Here is a 14,058-nt window from a genome sequence, read left to right on the forward strand (position 1 = left end):
TGCTTTTTGCTGTGTTTTTAGTTAAAAGGTAATTTCTTTTCTTTGTCCCTTGTTAAACGTCATAACCGAGGTGTATCCTGTTTCCTTTGCCAGTTGAAACGCTTGATCATAATCTGCTCCTACGTGAGCAGGCTCGTGTGCATCAGAAGAAAAGACGATCGGTATACCTTTATCTTTGCACATCTTGAGTAGAACGGGTTCTGGGTACATCCTCTGAACGGGTTTTCTTAAGCCGGCAGTCGAAATCTCTACACAGGTCTTTGAATTTTTCAGTGCCTCAGTGGCCCGGTCGTACTGCTCAAGCAAAAATTCTTCATCCTTGGGTATGTACTTGAAAATTTTAACAAGATCAATATGGCCAATGATGTCAAAAAGATTGGACTCTGCGAGCGTGACTACCTGATCATAATATTGTCTGTACACCTCATACAGGTCTCTCCGGTCCCATTCTTTTCGGTATTCCGCCAAGTCGATTCCGAAATCGCCCACCCAGTGAACAGAACCAATAACATAATCAAAATCATAGTTTGAGATAAACTGCTCCATCTCATTATGGCTACCGGGTGTGTAGTCCATTTCGATCGACATCTTCACTTCCAAATCGTTGTTCCATGCTTCATGAAACAATTTCACATAGTCTTCCATATCATAGTATCTGCGTTCTTCCATCCAAGGCTTGCTGACAATATCCTTCGTTTGATAGAAATGATAGGCATGTTCAGAAATCCCGAAATTAGGAATGTTTTTAGAACGTGCTTCATCCACAAATTTCTTTAAGTAGTCCAGCGTGAGAGTTCCTTTTTCCAAATGATTGTGATAGTCTGTCGGCAAACCGTTTCCTCCTCTGATTGTACAACCTATTTCTTGGGTAAATCCTTATCCACTTTTGTACCATGAAAAACGGGCTGCTTCAAGTGTTTTTCGAAATTTTCTCTCGATTTCGCCTCTCCGCCTTTTCCTCCAAGGAACAACATTCCAATACAAAGGGTAATCGCCAGTACTACCAATAAACGTCTTCCGTAGTCTTTCATCTCTTCCTCCTGAAACAAGAATCACCCTTTCATGTTATGCGGAAAACGTCTTTTAAGAACCCTCAATTTAGTAGTGTTTTTACCATACGAGATAATAAAAAACAAACGGCAGGAACCGTTTGTTTTTGGAGTTTGTTTCTTATGGAACAAGAAAAATCGGGCGAAATACCTATTCTTCAACAGATAGCGGCAAAAAGATGGAAAATGTGGTGCCTTCGTTGAGCTTGCTGTGAACCGAAATGCTCCCATTGTGGGTAACCACAATATTTTTTGCAATGGCCAGTCCAAGGCCAGTACCGCCCTTTTTTCCGCGTGTTCGTGCTTTATCGGCTTTATAAAACCGCTCAAACACAAACGGAAGGTCTTCTTCTGCGATTCCCGATCCATTGTCAGTCACTTCAATCTTCAGCCCCTGTTTAAAGCGTTCCACCAAAATGGCGACCTTGCCGTCCGAGGCGGTATGGCGAAGAGCGTTATCGATCAAATTGGTCAGCACTTGTTCAATCCGGTCAGGATCAAACCGGGCGGTGCCGTCTGCCTTCAGATTGAGGGTCAGCTCAATGTCGCGTTCTCTGGCAATGCCATAAAATTTCCGGACGACCCGCTCAAAGAACTCGTTAACCGAAATCGTAGCCGGACGCAGCTTCATCTGTCCGGCTTCAAGCCTCGCCAAATCGAGAAGCTCATTAACCAACCGCCCCATTCTCAGCGATTCATCATGAATGATCTTCACAATTTCTTTTTCCTCTTCCCTGGAACCGGCCACATCGTCCACGATGGCCTCACTGTATCCCTGAAGCATCGAGATCGGTGTTCTGAGTTCATGAGAGACATTGGCAATGAAGTCTTTGTTCAGCTTCTCCATCTTCCTCTCTTCTGTCATATCACGCAGAACAGCCACGGCTCCCCTTACAAAGGATTGGTTGTAAAGCGGGGTCATAACGACCACCCAGCTTCGACCTTGAATATCAATCTCGATGTACTGTTCTTTTTCTGAGGTGACAACAATTTGAAACAGCCCGGTAAGCTCCGATGGCAGGGCTTCTTTTTTGTCCGTGTCCATCCCCTGTTCATAATACCAAGCCTGCAGAAAACGCTGTGCAGGAGGGTTCGAAACTAGGATGCTCATCCTGCGGTCAAACGTTATAACGCCATCGGCCATCGAGCTGAGAATTCCAGACAGCTGTTCCTTTTCCTGATTTAACGCAGTAATAAAATTTTTCAGCTGCCTCCCCATCCGGTTGAATGCCATGGCAAGTTCACCGATTTCGTCATGGGTCAGCATCGGCACCTTCATGTCGAATTCACCACGAGCCATATGAGAGGCCGCTTCCCTCATCTTGCGCAGCGGCGCAGTCACACGGCTGGAAAGAAAGAAGGCAAAGATTGTTGTCAGGATAATGGCGATACCAGCCGATAAAAAGATCAGCCGTTTGGTATAGTTGGTGCTTTCAGCTATGTTTTCCAGTGACTGATACACATAAACAGCGCCGGTTTTCCCGTTTTCTATTTTAAAGGGAAGCCCGACGATCAGAAGCCGGTTATGTATTTCCTTCCCTTTTGACATGACTGGAAAATCGCCCTTCTTTACCACTTTTTTACCGTTTTGATAAACAGAGGCGAGGGATTTATTTTTAAAAAAGACACTCACCGGTAGGTCCGCTTCTTCCTGCTTTCTTGATGTTGGTGAGTAATGTTCATTTTTATCCATGATAATCATGGCGTTCAAGGAATAAGCGTCCACTAGCTCCGAGGAAATGCGCAGCGCCTCTTCCTTGCTGTTATAGTCCTCAAGCAGTTCCACCATTTTATGCGTGAGCTTGGTGAGCTGTTCTTCCGCTTGGTTATCGTAGTAACGGCCGACGAACTGTGTCAGCATCACCGTTAAAATGAACAGAACAACTGAAACAAGAAGTAAAATGGTGACCCAGAGTTTTCCGACGACACTCCGCCAGATCATGCTTGCTCTGCAGCCTCAAATTTGTAGCCGACTCCCCACACTGTAGCAATCATTGATGCTGCTTCAGGAGACACTTTATTTAATTTTTCACGAAGTCGTTTGACATGGGTATCCACTGTTCGCAAATCCCCAAAGAACTCATAATTCCAAACATCTTTTAAGAGTTGTTCCCGCGCATACACTTTATCCGGTGTTTTGGCCAGATAATACAGGAGTTCGTATTCTTTTGGTGTGAGGTTGACCTCCTTGCCTCCGGCAATCACACGGTGAGCGTCATGGTCAATGGTCAGATGCGGAAACACAATGATGTTTTTGGCAACCGACTCGGTTTGTAAGAACTTTGTGGAAGAGGACCGCCGGAGCAGCGCTTTAACCCGTAGAATCACTTCACGCGGGCTGAATGGTTTTACGATATAATCATCCGCACCGGACTCGAAGCCCTGGATCCGGTTAACTTCTTCCCCTTTTGCTGTCAGCATAATAACGGGTGTCGCTTTACGCTGTCTTAACTTTTCACATACTTCCATGCCGTCCATACCAGGCATCATAAGATCAAGCAATATCAAATCATAGTTCAGTGTCAGAGCAAAATCCAGAGCTTCTTCTCCGTTTTCCGCTTCATCTACTTCATAATTTTCGCGTTCCAGGTACATTTTTAAAAGTTTGCGGATTCGTTCTTCATCATCCACGATTAAAATCTTCGCTTCTTTTTCCACTGGTGTTCCTCCATTTCAATGAATCTGCACCTCTATCATACATGAACAGCCTGTATATCACAAAACCCTTCATCTCAAAAGGAAAAATTGAAATGAAGGGCCGCTTTTTTTCATATTACGCATAGGAATGAAGGCCGGATATCACAAGATTAACAGCAATCAGATTGAACATGATGATGACAAATCCAATGACACACAGCCAGGCTGATTTTTCGCCATGCCAGCCTCTTGAAAGGCGGAAATGAAGATAGGCGGCGTAAAACAGGAAGGTGATCAGAGCCCAAACTTCTTTTGGATCCCATCCCCAGAACCTGGTCCATGCTTCCTGTGCCCATATCATGGCAAAGATCAGCGCCCCCAGCGTAAATACTGGAAAACCGATCGCAACTGACCGGTAGCTGATTTCATCCACCAATTCCGGTTTCAGGTTCATGAGCTTCGGTTGGATCGCGGCTGCAATTCGCTTTCTTAAAATGAGCCGGACGATGCCGTACAGCACACCGCCTGTAAGGAGCGACCAGATAAAGGTATTGAATTTCCTTGGAGCCTGCTCTCCGTTCATCCACGAAGGTGAGGCAACAAGCGGTCCAAAGTGATCATCTGCTTGAGTGCCGTTTGGCGGTCCGACAAGCGCAGGCACATTGTAGGTCAATTCCACCTTCTGTTCTTTCTTGTCGGTAAAGTTGAACGATGTTTCATAACCTGCCGCTGCAGAAATGGCGCTGACAACAATAAAACCGAACACACATAAGAGAAGGTACATGATGATTTCGAGCATTTTCGTCTTTTTAGTGGAGCTGGTCTGGTCAACAACCCGGATTAGAAAAATCAATCCGGCGACAAAGGAAATGGATAAAATCCCTTCCCCCAATGCAGCTGTTGTAACATGGATTTTTAGCCAGTCACTTTGAAGTGCAGGAATCAGAGGGGCGATATCCTTTGGAAACATGCTGGCATACGCAATAACAAGAAGCGCGATTGGCATGGCAAAAACACCTAACGCGTTGGTTTTGTAAATTCCATACAACAGGATAAAAGCAAACACCATCATCATTCCAAAAAAGGTTGTAAATTCAAACAAGTTGCTGACTGGTGCATGTCCGCTGGCCATCCAGCGGGTCACAAAATATCCGAGCTGGGAGATAAAACCGAGGATAGAAAGAACATAGCCCACTCTTCCCCATCTTCTCGTATAAGCCGCTTTGTTTTCTTTTCCTTTTTTATCGGAAAGAGACATGGCAAAGACAAGCGTTGCAATGAGATAAATAATAAAGGCGATATAAAGCAAAGTACTGCTGAGTTCAGCCATAATAACCTCCTGTACAGGGCTTAAGCACTTTTTTCGTCACTTTGGTCAATCGGCATGACCAGCCCGGATTCTTCTGAAATGTTCTGCATCTCTCTTTTCAAGCCAAACCAGTTTTTGTTGGTATGGGCAGCAATCCATAGTTGGCCGTTTCTCTGTTGAATCCAAATTCTTCGGTGGTTCCAGTACAGCCCTTGGACCACACCGAGCATGAAAATAATGCCGCCGATGATGATGATTGGAAGAGTATTGTCTTTTTTGACGGTCAAAGCTGAAACATTCTTAGTCTCAATCCCTGAAAACGACATTTTGTATTTGTTGTCGGCGGCTTCCACATTTTTCCGTATGCCAATAAACGCCGTTTCCCCTTTCGTTGTCTCCGGGGTAAACATCTTGAAAACAAAGGCAGGGTTATCGGGAACACTATTTTCAGTCGTTGGCTGGTCGTTTTCGTCAAGTTTGAAGTTCGGAAAATATTCAACCATCTCCACTTTGTAGCCGTTTCCAAGATCGTAGGTGGATTTTGGGTTAAACAGGTTTACTTTGATCTCGCCATAGCTTTTTCCTGTTTTTTTATTTTCCAGCTTCAGATTCATCCTATGAAACTCATTTAGCTTGAAATCTACTTGATAAAGAGAAAAATCATTAAAGGACAACGGTTCATTGACTTTAATTCTAGCGTCTCTTTCTTTTTTAAGCTCTGGCTTTGCCCCGACCACATCAGAAGGACCAGCATGGTAAAGGGTGACATTGCTTTGATAGTTTTTGGGCACCGGATTCCCTGTTTTGTCCAAGGCAGCTGAATACTCTTTATCCTTCTTGCCATAAAGTTCCATAATAAATTTGTGGTTTTTCAGATAATATTGTCCATCTTCTGTTTTTGTTCCGGGTACGGCCACTGTCTCACCTTCCCTTATCCATAGGGTCTGATCGGTATACATACCCGGGAAGAAACGAAGCATCGCCCCGATCAGAAAGATGATCAGTCCGGCATGGTTAACATAGGGTCCCCATCGTGAAAAACGGTTTTTCTCAGCGAGAATATTTCCGTTGTCTTCCTTGATCCTATAATGTTTCTTCGCCAGCACACGTTTCACACGGTCCATGGATATTCCGGTGTCGGACACGGCAAAAAGCCTCTGTCTTTTCATAAAGCTCTCGTGCCTGGTTACCCGCTGGTATTTCAGGGCTCTGTAAAGAGGAAACCCACGGTCGATGCTCACAATAATGAGCGAAATGCCAAGCGCTGCAAGCAGCAACAGAAACCACCATGAACCATAAAGATTATGAAATCCAAGCAAATAGAAAATCTGGCCCGGTGTTCCGTATTCCTCTTTGTAGTAAGTTGTCGGGTCCACATTAGGCGGTATGTACATTTCTTGCGGAAAGATGGTCCCAATCGCTGCAGCAATCAAAATCACTATAATGATCCAAATTCCCACTTTAACGGATGAAAAGAAATTCCAAATTTTATCAACTATGGTTTTATTGTAAGTTTGAGAACGAACTGCGCTTCCCTCATACCTCATGTTGATCAATTCGCGCGAATTTTCATTGGTTAACGGCTTTCCGCACGATTCACAGATTTCGGTTCCGAACGGATTGCTATGGCCGCATTCACATTTGATTGTTTTCAATTTTGCACACCCCGTTACGGCTTGATTTTTTCCATAAACGATTTAATCGTCTCATTCGATAATGATTCACTGGTTTTTTCGATGACTTTTCCGTTTTTGTCCACCAGGAACGTGGTTGGTATTGGCCCAATGCCATAAGCTTTGGTGACTTCCCTGGACCCATCAAGTGGAATAGGGAAAGACAAATGAAAGCGGTCAGCAAAATTCTTAACAGAAACGCGGGATTCACCCACATTAACGGCGAGAATCTCTACGCCCTGCTTTTTATAGTTTCTGTATTCCTTTTGCATATAAGGCATTTCCCGCTGACAAGGCTTGCACCAAGTCCCCCAAAAGTTCAGGAATACACCCTTTCCTTTGTAATCTGAAAGCTGTACCTTGTTTCCCTGTAGATCCGTCAACTCAAAATCGGGTGCTTGATCTCCTTTTTGAACACTGCCGCTTTTATCGTTAAACACATTACTATATAGGGTGTAGCCTACCGCAACGGCAATGATGACAAGGAGAATCGAACGAAATACCAGTCTTTGCTTTTTCTTCACGTGCGACGCTCCCATCTTCTGCTTCTAGGTTTCCATCTTAACTATAACGCCTTGTATTTTAGTTATGACCTCTCTTTTTTGACGGTTGTGTGACAGCTTGGTTTCGCAGTTGCTTCACTTCATGAGGAGTCAGTTCTCTGAATTCCCCTGGATTTAAGCCTTTCACGTCCAAAAAAGCATACCGTTCCCTTTTCAGTTTCAGGACCGGATGTCCAATGGCTTCAAACATTCGCCGTACCTGACGGTTTCTTCCCTCATGGATGGTCAACTCAATAATAGCAGTCTGCTTTTTCTTGTCTCCCGAAAGAAATTTAACCCTTGCCGGAGCCGTTTTTCCGTCATCCAGCATGATTCCTCTTTCAAGCTTTTTCAGAACTTCCCGTTCCGGAATTCCTTTTATCTTTGCAATATAAGTTTTATCCACTTTATATTTCGGATGCATCAGCTCATTGGCAAATGTACCGTCATTGGTCATAATCAGGACACCGGATGTATCATAATCGAGCCGTCCGACAGGGAAGATCCGTTCCTCCACGATATCTTGAAAATAATCGGTAACCACTTGTCTTCCTTTATCATCCGAAACCGCCGTAATCACTCCTGACGGCTTGTACATTAAAAAGTAAACGGACTGTTCCCTTTCGATTTGCACGCCGTTGACTTCAATCCGGTCTTTTCCTGTAACTTTTGTCCCAAGCTCCCGGACAACGGTTCCGTTAACTTTCACTTTTCCTTCCGTGATCAACTCTTCTGCTTTTCTTCTTGATGTAATGCCGCTTTGGGCAATTACCTTTTGTAAACGTTCCATGATTTCACCTCATTTAACATCATACTCTCTCGCCCTCCATTTCACAAGGTGCCCAACAGAAAAGCCGTTACCTAAACAAAAAACACCGGATGTTTGGTTCCATCCGGTGTTTTCTATGAAAATACGAGAGTGACAACCACAATTGAAGCGATAAAACCAACAAGATCGGCCAGCAAACCAACTTTCAGGGCATAGCCCATTTTCCGGATGCCCACCGCCCCAAAATAGACAGTCAGCACGTAAAAGGTTGTATCGGTGCTTCCCTGAATGGTTGAAGCAAGCCGGCCAATAAAGGAGTCAGGGCCATGAGCGGCGATCAAATCAGAAGTCATGCCGAGCGCCCCGCTCCCGGAAATGGTTCTCATCAGCCCGAGAGGTACCACTTCCCCGGGGACATGCATCCAATCAAACAGAGGTTTTCCAAAATCGAGAAGAAGTTCAAGCGCTCCTGAAGCACGGAATACGGATATGGAAACGAGCATGCCGACAAGATAGGGGATCATGGAAACAGCAAGGGAGAAACCTTCTTTTCCGCCTTCCACAAAGGCCTCATAAGTTGGCACCTTTTTATAGGTTCCGTATAGCAGAATGAATCCGATCAAAAAAGGAATAAACCAGATGGAAAATGAATTTACGAAACTCATACTCTATTTTTTCCCCTTCCTGATCGACTTGTAATAAAAAAAGCGGTCAATAGAAAGTGCGAACACGGTGGAGACAGCCGTAGCCATCAATGTTGTGCCAACAATGTCTGTAGGGTTTTGTGAGCCGTAGTTCATCCGGATGGCAATAATGGTCGTAGGAATGAGCGTAATACTCGATGTGTTAATCGCCAGCAGTGTAATCATGGACCGGCTCGCTTCGTTTTTCCCTCCGTTTAATAGTTTCAGCTGTTCCATTGCCTTGATTCCCATCGGTGTAGCAGCATTTCCAAGACCAAATAGGTTTGCTACCATATTGGATAATATGTAGCCAAGTGCCGGATGGCCTTCAGGCACATCTGGAAAAAGCCATTTAACAAGCGGGCGGAATAAAAGAGCCAGAAACTCCAACAGCCCGCCCTTTTCCGCAATTTTCATCAGTCCAAGCCAGAAAACAAGGATACTGATCATGCCCAGACTGATGGTGACGGCTTCCTGTGCACTTTTAAAAACAGCTGCATTCACCTTGTCCACATTGCCGCTGAAAATCGCGACAATAAATCCGGTCACCATCATCCCCACCCAGATATAATTAACCATGGTGGGCACCCCCGCTTATGGCAAACAATGAGGCAACCATCTGTTTAAACACATTCCAGATACTCCGGTCTTCTTTTACCAGCCCTTTACCTTCATAGTACAAAGGAAGATTACCAATGATTTGTCCTCCAAGAATTACCTTCATTTTTCCAATTGGTTTAGGCACTGCTCCTTTTTTCCATTTACCTCCTTTTGGGGGCTGATACAGATTCACCGATCTTTGGATTCCCCTCTTCTCCCCCTTCATCAAGGGGTAATTTAGATCTCTTGCCGCTTCTATTTTATTTTCATATGCTTTAAGCTTGATCCCGTCTACCACTCCTTTTTTAACAAGAGTGGTCAGCTTGAACGTCCTATACCCCCAGTTGAACATGGCAGCGTGATCTTCCCAGTCATTGGGATCATTCAACGTAACGGCGATCAGCCCCATGCCGTCCTTTTTGGCGGTGGATACAAGGGTGCGTTTTGCAAGCTTCGTATATCCCGTTTTTCCGCCAGTGGAATAGGGGTAGATCTTCAGCATTTTATTTTTATTCCGCCAGACCCGTTCCCATTTCTCGCCTTCTTGCGGGGACCGGTATATAACGGAGGAAGAAATCTCCCTGAACCTTTCATTTTCCATCGCGTACCGGGTTAGCAGCGCCATATCATAAGCCGAGGAATAGTGATCATCATGGTCATCGAGTCCATGCGGGTTTCTGAACAGTGTATTCTTCATTCCGATTTCACGAGCTTTTTGATTCATCATATAAACGAATCCATCCAGACTGCCGCCAACATATTCCGCGATGGCAACAGCCGAATCATTACCTGAACGGAGCATCAATCCATATACTAGGTCATTCAAGGATATATGCTCCCCCGGTTTTAAATAGAGAGAAGACCCTTCAGTCCGGGTGGCTCTTTCGCTGACTGTGACCCGGTCGGATAGCTTGCCCGATTCAATGGCAAGGATTGCTGTCATGATTTTGGTAATACTTGCGATGCGCATGGGACGGTGTTCATCACGGGCATAAAGGATCCTTCCTGATTCCTGTTCCATTAAAATAGCGGCCCTTGCGGACACACCTGGCCCTGCAGCTTTTACTTGAGGAGGCATGCAGGTCAGCAGAAGTGCAGCCACTATGATAAGCATTGTCCATTTTTTCGTTGAATAGTGCATGATATCCCGTCCTTAGTTGTTTTGTACAAGTTTATGCAAAAAACGGACGGTTATGATTGGTAAATCATTTCCAGTCAATGATCATCACCTGGCAAGAACCGATGTTTCCCCTCAAAATGGGCGTTGTAATTGGTTGCCTCCTGCAGCGCCTTTTCTTCTTCCGGTATTCGGACAGACAGTATGACCGCATTTAAAATAAGGAAGATCACCATCGTAAAGTATGCTTGAAACACTAAAGGAATTGTAATGATTTCAAGGGTGACGATGACATAGTTTGGATGTCTTATATATTTATATGGCCCCTTGGCCACCACATGAGCACCGGGCAATATTATGATCTTTGTATTCCAGAAATGACCTAAAGAGGATATGCACCAAACGCGCGCACATTGGGCCAGAAGAAATAATAAAAAAGGGAACCACCACCAAAATGCAGGCTGCTTATGAAACAAGAGTACTTCCCCTAAAAAGGAAATAAAAAAACAAGTATGTATGCCGACCATCCATTTGTAGTGATCATGACCTGCTTCAAAGGCTCCTTTGGAAAGCAGGTATTTTTCATTTTTTCTGGCGATCAAAAGCTCTGCAAGCCGCTGAATCACCAGCACTGCAAAAAAAATCCAAAACAGCATTGGTCCGCCCCCTTTTTTATCTCCATTGTATATAAAGCAATTCAGATGAAAAACCCGGTCCCAGGGCAGCCATCAGGCCCGTATCTCCTCTTTCGGGCATTCTCGCCATAAACCGTTCCATCACATAAAAGACCGTAGCGGATGACATGTTCCCAAATTCCTGAAGGACGGCCTTGGAAACGTCCGTTTTCTCAAGAGGCATGTCCAATGCATCCACATAGGCATCCAGTACTTTCTTTCCGCCGGGGTGAGCAATAAAATGACGTATGTCACGGCCGGTAAGGGCATTGCGTTCAAGAAATTGATCCACGTTGGGTTTCAGCCAGCCACGGATGATATTGGGAATGTCCCGGGAAAACACGACATACAGTCCATTGTCTTTTACATCCCAGCCCATCACCTCTTCAGAGTTTGGCATAAGGGTTGACATGGTATCTCTCACTTCCGGCACTGCGTCCAGAGATGAGGCGCTCCTCGCCTCGGATTCATCCCCGCAAAGCAAAGCACAGCCGACCCCATCCGAAAATAGTGACGTGCCCACCAGATTGCTTTTACTTTGATCATCATGCTGAAACGTCAGACTGCAAAGCTCCACACTCAACACAAGCACCTTGGCGTCAGGGAACGCTTTGCAATACTCATAAGCTCTTGAAAATCCGGAAGCTCCGCCTGCACAGCCAAGACCCCAGATCGGGATTCTCTTGGTATGCGGGGAAAACGGCAATTCATTCATAATCCTGGCCTCGATGCTCGGTGTGGCGAAGCCGGAACTGGAAATAAAGAAGATGGCATCAATTTCATGATAATCAATCGGACGATTTAAAAACGGAGAGTCCTGCAAGCACTTTCGAATGGCCCGGCCGCCATACCGGGTTGCACTCTCGATATAGGAGTCATTTTTTTCCTGCAGGGAGTGGGGTTCGGCAAACCATTCGATCGGCTTGGCGAAATAGCGCGTTTTAATTTCCCCATTATGAAAGACGTTCAAAAGCCGTTCAATGTCTTTAAACGAACGGCGAAATAAGCCTCTTGCGAATTCAAGTGTTTGTTCCTGTTCTAGTTTATAAGGCAGGTTTGTTGTTTGGACGGATAGAATTTTAGGCATGAAAGAACCTCCGTATGTATGCGTAGTTCCATGAGTTTTCCCTTTTTCCTTTCCTTTTACGCTTGTAAATAGAAAAAAGCCCCATTTTCACAGGAGGCTTTCTTCAGGATTTGATGAATGTTTCAATTTCACACAGATCTTTTTCACTTTGTTCCAGTCCAGGTTCTGAAACAGATCAGAAAATTGATGCTGATCGTTGATATATACTTTCCGCCGTTCAAGGTAGCCATCCGCCTGCAGCAGGCAGGCAAGTGCGGCAATGTCCTTCACAGCGAGCTGTTCTCCATTTTCCATCGTGAGCTGCTCTGTGAGATCCGGCAATTGTTCTTCAAGATATCTCACATACAGCAATTCAAAAGAACGATCCTTCCCATGATAGGTATATATAACTTCCGAACGGTTAAAAAGGTCCTCAGGGGAATTGGATTTTGCTTTTTGCAGCTCATATCCGGCAAACGATCGAATTTTCAACAAATCCTCAGCTCCTTTCATTCATCCATGGTTTCCTGAAACTTTGAAAAAAACAAGTCTGCTTCCTCTTCAATGGACGGGTCATTGACCTGCTCAGGAAGTGGGGGAAGTTCTTCGATGGACTTCAAGCCGAAATGCTCAAGAAAGCTCTTGGTCGTTCCGTACAAAATGGCACGCCCTGTTCCCTCGGCCCGGCCCATCTCGGCGATCAATCCCTTCGTTGAGAGAGTCTGCAGCGGTTTTTCGGTTTTTACCCCTCTTACTTCTTCAATCTCTGCCCGAGTGATGGGCTGTTTATAGGCGATGATGGCCAATGTTTCAAGCGCCGCCTGGGATAGACTTGTGTGTGAAGGAGCTGAGACCAGCCGCTCGTAATAGGATGCATGCTCACGCTTTGTCACAAATTGAAAGGAACCGGCGATTTCGATAATTTCCATTCCTCTTGAGCCGGACCTGTAGTCGTGGAGCAGCTCTTCAAGCAATGGTTCGACTTCTGTCATGCTAACCTGCAGTACATCTGCCATCTGCTTTTTGTCAATGCCCTCCTCTCCGGATACAAAGATCAGTCCTTCAATGACTGCTTTCTGTTCTGCTGATCGATTCAAACTTCATTCTCCTTTGGTGCATAAATAAAGATTTCGCTAAAATTATCTTCCTGCTCGCATTCTACTTCTTTCGTTTTCATAAGTTCCAGGACGGCGAGAAACGTAACAACGAGGTGTTCCCTGCTCGAGGAGGTAAAGAGCTCGGAAAATTTCTTTCTGCCTGAGGTTCTGATGTCCTGAATGATTTGCTGCATCCGCATTTCAATCGGTATTTCCTGACGCTCAATGGTAGTCTTTCTTGGAGCCTTCTCCATTTTTTTTACAAAAATTTTCTGCATGGCCGCCAGCATATCATAAATCGTTACATTGGCAACAGGATTTTGGGCTTCTTCCTCATTTTCATAGGAAGTGAGATCCATTGGCTCTCTGGTGAATATCATGCTTCTTGCCGTTTCCTTTTCTTTCAAATCATGGGCTGCCTGTTTAAATTTCCTGTATTCCACCAGTCTTCGTACCAAATCCTCCCGCGGATCATCATCCTCATCCAGATCAAGCTGATCATCGGTATCTAGAACTTCCTGTTTGGGAAGAAGCATTTTGCTTTTGATGGCTAGCAGTGTAGCAGCCATTACCAAATATTCGCTGGCAACATCCAGTTTTAATTCCTGCATGGTATGTATATAATTCATATATTGTTCCGTTATGACCGCGACCGGGATATCATAAATGTCAATTTCATACGTACCAATAAGATGCAGGAGCAGATCCAGAGGACCTTCAAATGCATCTATCTTCACGCTGTATTTCATTCTCGCAACCTCTGTTTCTACATTGTAGCTTGTATCGGAATTATACCATATTTTAAAGGGAGTTCCTTTTTTGCTTTCTCTTTTTTTAGTAGA

General features: G+C 44.8%; 16 protein-coding genes. All 16 read right to left on the minus strand.

What is annotated here, in order from left to right; translation table 11 throughout:
• Positions 1 to 21: 21 nt before the first annotated feature.
• A complete protein-coding gene (locus BLT53_RS08615) occupies positions 22 to 831 on the minus strand; it encodes a histidinol-phosphatase (RefSeq protein WP_090234144.1) in 810 nt (269 codons plus the stop codon).
• A gap of 26 nt (positions 832 to 857) precedes the next feature.
• Positions 858 to 1,031, minus strand: a complete 174-nt coding sequence (locus tag BLT53_RS24975) for a hypothetical protein (RefSeq protein WP_170834282.1) — start codon at positions 1,029 to 1,031, stop codon at positions 858 to 860.
• A gap of 169 nt (positions 1,032 to 1,200) precedes the next feature.
• Positions 1,201 to 2,991, minus strand: coding sequence for an ATP-binding protein (locus BLT53_RS08620; protein ID WP_090234145.1), 1,791 nt, complete (start codon positions 2,989 to 2,991; stop codon positions 1,201 to 1,203).
• Positions 2,988 to 3,707, minus strand: coding sequence for a response regulator transcription factor (locus BLT53_RS08625; RefSeq protein WP_090234146.1), 720 nt, complete (start codon positions 3,705 to 3,707; stop codon positions 2,988 to 2,990). The genes BLT53_RS08620 and BLT53_RS08625 overlap by 4 nt, the downstream gene beginning before the upstream one ends.
• A 115-nt stretch (positions 3,708 to 3,822) precedes the next feature.
• The gene (gene ccsB / locus BLT53_RS08630) at positions 3,823 to 5,016 is read right to left on the minus strand and encodes a c-type cytochrome biogenesis protein CcsB (protein ID WP_090234148.1); all 1,194 of its coding nucleotides are present in this window, start codon (positions 5,014 to 5,016) and stop codon (positions 3,823 to 3,825) included.
• A 20-nt stretch (positions 5,017 to 5,036) separates the two neighbouring features.
• Positions 5,037 to 6,650 (minus strand): cytochrome c biogenesis protein ResB, encoded by a 1,614-nt coding sequence (gene resB, locus BLT53_RS08635; RefSeq protein WP_090234149.1) that lies wholly within the window; start codon positions 6,648 to 6,650, stop codon positions 5,037 to 5,039.
• Positions 6,651 to 6,664: 14 nt separating this feature from the next.
• Positions 6,665 to 7,207, minus strand: coding sequence for a thiol-disulfide oxidoreductase ResA (gene resA, locus BLT53_RS08640; protein ID WP_170834283.1), 543 nt, complete (start codon positions 7,205 to 7,207; stop codon positions 6,665 to 6,667).
• 43 nt (positions 7,208 to 7,250) lie between these two features.
• The gene (locus BLT53_RS08645) at positions 7,251 to 8,000 is read right to left on the minus strand and encodes a pseudouridine synthase (RefSeq protein WP_090234152.1); all 750 of its coding nucleotides are present in this window, start codon (positions 7,998 to 8,000) and stop codon (positions 7,251 to 7,253) included.
• Positions 8,001 to 8,113: 113 nt separating this feature from the next.
• Positions 8,114 to 8,644 carry a spore maturation protein gene (locus BLT53_RS08650; protein WP_090234153.1) on the minus strand — a complete coding sequence of 177 codons (531 nt, stop codon included), beginning with the start codon at positions 8,642 to 8,644 and terminating at the stop codon, positions 8,114 to 8,116.
• A 3-nt stretch (positions 8,645 to 8,647) separates the two neighbouring features.
• Positions 8,648 to 9,241, minus strand: coding sequence for a nucleoside recognition domain-containing protein (locus tag BLT53_RS08655; RefSeq protein ID WP_090234155.1), 594 nt, complete (start codon positions 9,239 to 9,241; stop codon positions 8,648 to 8,650).
• Positions 9,234 to 10,403, minus strand: coding sequence for a D-alanyl-D-alanine carboxypeptidase family protein (locus BLT53_RS08660; RefSeq protein WP_244520383.1), 1,170 nt, complete (start codon positions 10,401 to 10,403; stop codon positions 9,234 to 9,236). The genes BLT53_RS08655 and BLT53_RS08660 overlap by 8 nt, the downstream gene beginning before the upstream one ends.
• Before the next feature lie 74 nt (positions 10,404 to 10,477).
• Positions 10,478 to 11,035 carry an isoprenylcysteine carboxyl methyltransferase family protein gene (locus BLT53_RS08665; protein ID WP_090234156.1) on the minus strand — a complete coding sequence of 186 codons (558 nt, stop codon included), beginning with the start codon at positions 11,033 to 11,035 and terminating at the stop codon, positions 10,478 to 10,480.
• Between the two features lie 16 nt (positions 11,036 to 11,051).
• Positions 11,052 to 12,140 (minus strand): type III polyketide synthase, encoded by a 1,089-nt coding sequence (locus BLT53_RS08670; protein WP_090234158.1) that lies wholly within the window; start codon positions 12,138 to 12,140, stop codon positions 11,052 to 11,054.
• Positions 12,141 to 12,227: 87 nt separating this feature from the next.
• Positions 12,228 to 12,614 carry a hypothetical protein gene (locus BLT53_RS08675; RefSeq protein WP_139168383.1) on the minus strand — a complete coding sequence of 129 codons (387 nt, stop codon included), beginning with the start codon at positions 12,612 to 12,614 and terminating at the stop codon, positions 12,228 to 12,230.
• A 14-nt stretch (positions 12,615 to 12,628) separates the two neighbouring features.
• Positions 12,629 to 13,216: an SMC-Scp complex subunit ScpB gene (gene scpB, locus BLT53_RS08680; protein WP_090234161.1), complete on the minus strand. Its 588-nt coding sequence runs from the start codon at positions 13,214 to 13,216 to the stop codon at positions 12,629 to 12,631.
• Positions 13,213 to 13,965, minus strand: a complete 753-nt coding sequence (locus BLT53_RS08685) for a segregation/condensation protein A (RefSeq protein ID WP_090234163.1) — start codon at positions 13,963 to 13,965, stop codon at positions 13,213 to 13,215. The genes scpB and BLT53_RS08685 overlap by 4 nt, the downstream gene beginning before the upstream one ends.
• Positions 13,966 to 14,058: the final 93 nt, after the last annotated feature.

It is taken from the genome of Fictibacillus solisalsi (assembly GCF_900103485.1).
Taxonomy (GTDB): domain Bacteria; phylum Bacillota; class Bacilli; order Bacillales; family Fictibacillaceae; genus Fictibacillus_C; species Fictibacillus_C solisalsi.

Bases quoted from the DNA above. Each gene is read 5' to 3' on its own strand.
- BLT53_RS24975 (WP_170834282.1), bottom strand. From the start codon at position 1,031: ATGAAAGACTACGGAAGACGTTTATTGGTAGTACTGGCGATTACCCTT.
- BLT53_RS08620 (WP_090234145.1), bottom strand. From the start codon at position 2,991: ATGATCTGGCGGAGTGTCGTCGGAAAACTCTGGGTCACCATTTTACTT.
- ccsB (WP_090234148.1), bottom strand. From the start codon at position 5,016: ATGGCTGAACTCAGCAGTACTTTGCTTTATATCGCCTTTATTATTTAT.
- resA (WP_170834283.1), bottom strand. From the start codon at position 7,207: ATGGGAGCGTCGCACGTGAAGAAAAAGCAAAGACTGGTATTTCGTTCG.
- BLT53_RS08645 (WP_090234152.1), bottom strand. From the start codon at position 8,000: ATGGAACGTTTACAAAAGGTAATTGCCCAAAGCGGCATTACATCAAGA.
- BLT53_RS08650 (WP_090234153.1), bottom strand. From the start codon at position 8,644: ATGAGTTTCGTAAATTCATTTTCCATCTGGTTTATTCCTTTTTTGATC.
- BLT53_RS08655 (WP_090234155.1), bottom strand. From the start codon at position 9,241: ATGGTTAATTATATCTGGGTGGGGATGATGGTGACCGGATTTATTGTC.
- BLT53_RS08660 (WP_244520383.1), bottom strand. From the start codon at position 10,403: ATGCACTATTCAACGAAAAAATGGACAATGCTTATCATAGTGGCTGCA.
- BLT53_RS08665 (WP_090234156.1), bottom strand. From the start codon at position 11,035: ATGCTGTTTTGGATTTTTTTTGCAGTGCTGGTGATTCAGCGGCTTGCA.
- BLT53_RS08670 (WP_090234158.1), bottom strand. From the start codon at position 12,140: ATGCCTAAAATTCTATCCGTCCAAACAACAAACCTGCCTTATAAACTA.
- BLT53_RS08685 (WP_090234163.1), bottom strand. From the start codon at position 13,965: ATGAAATACAGCGTGAAGATAGATGCATTTGAAGGTCCTCTGGATCTG.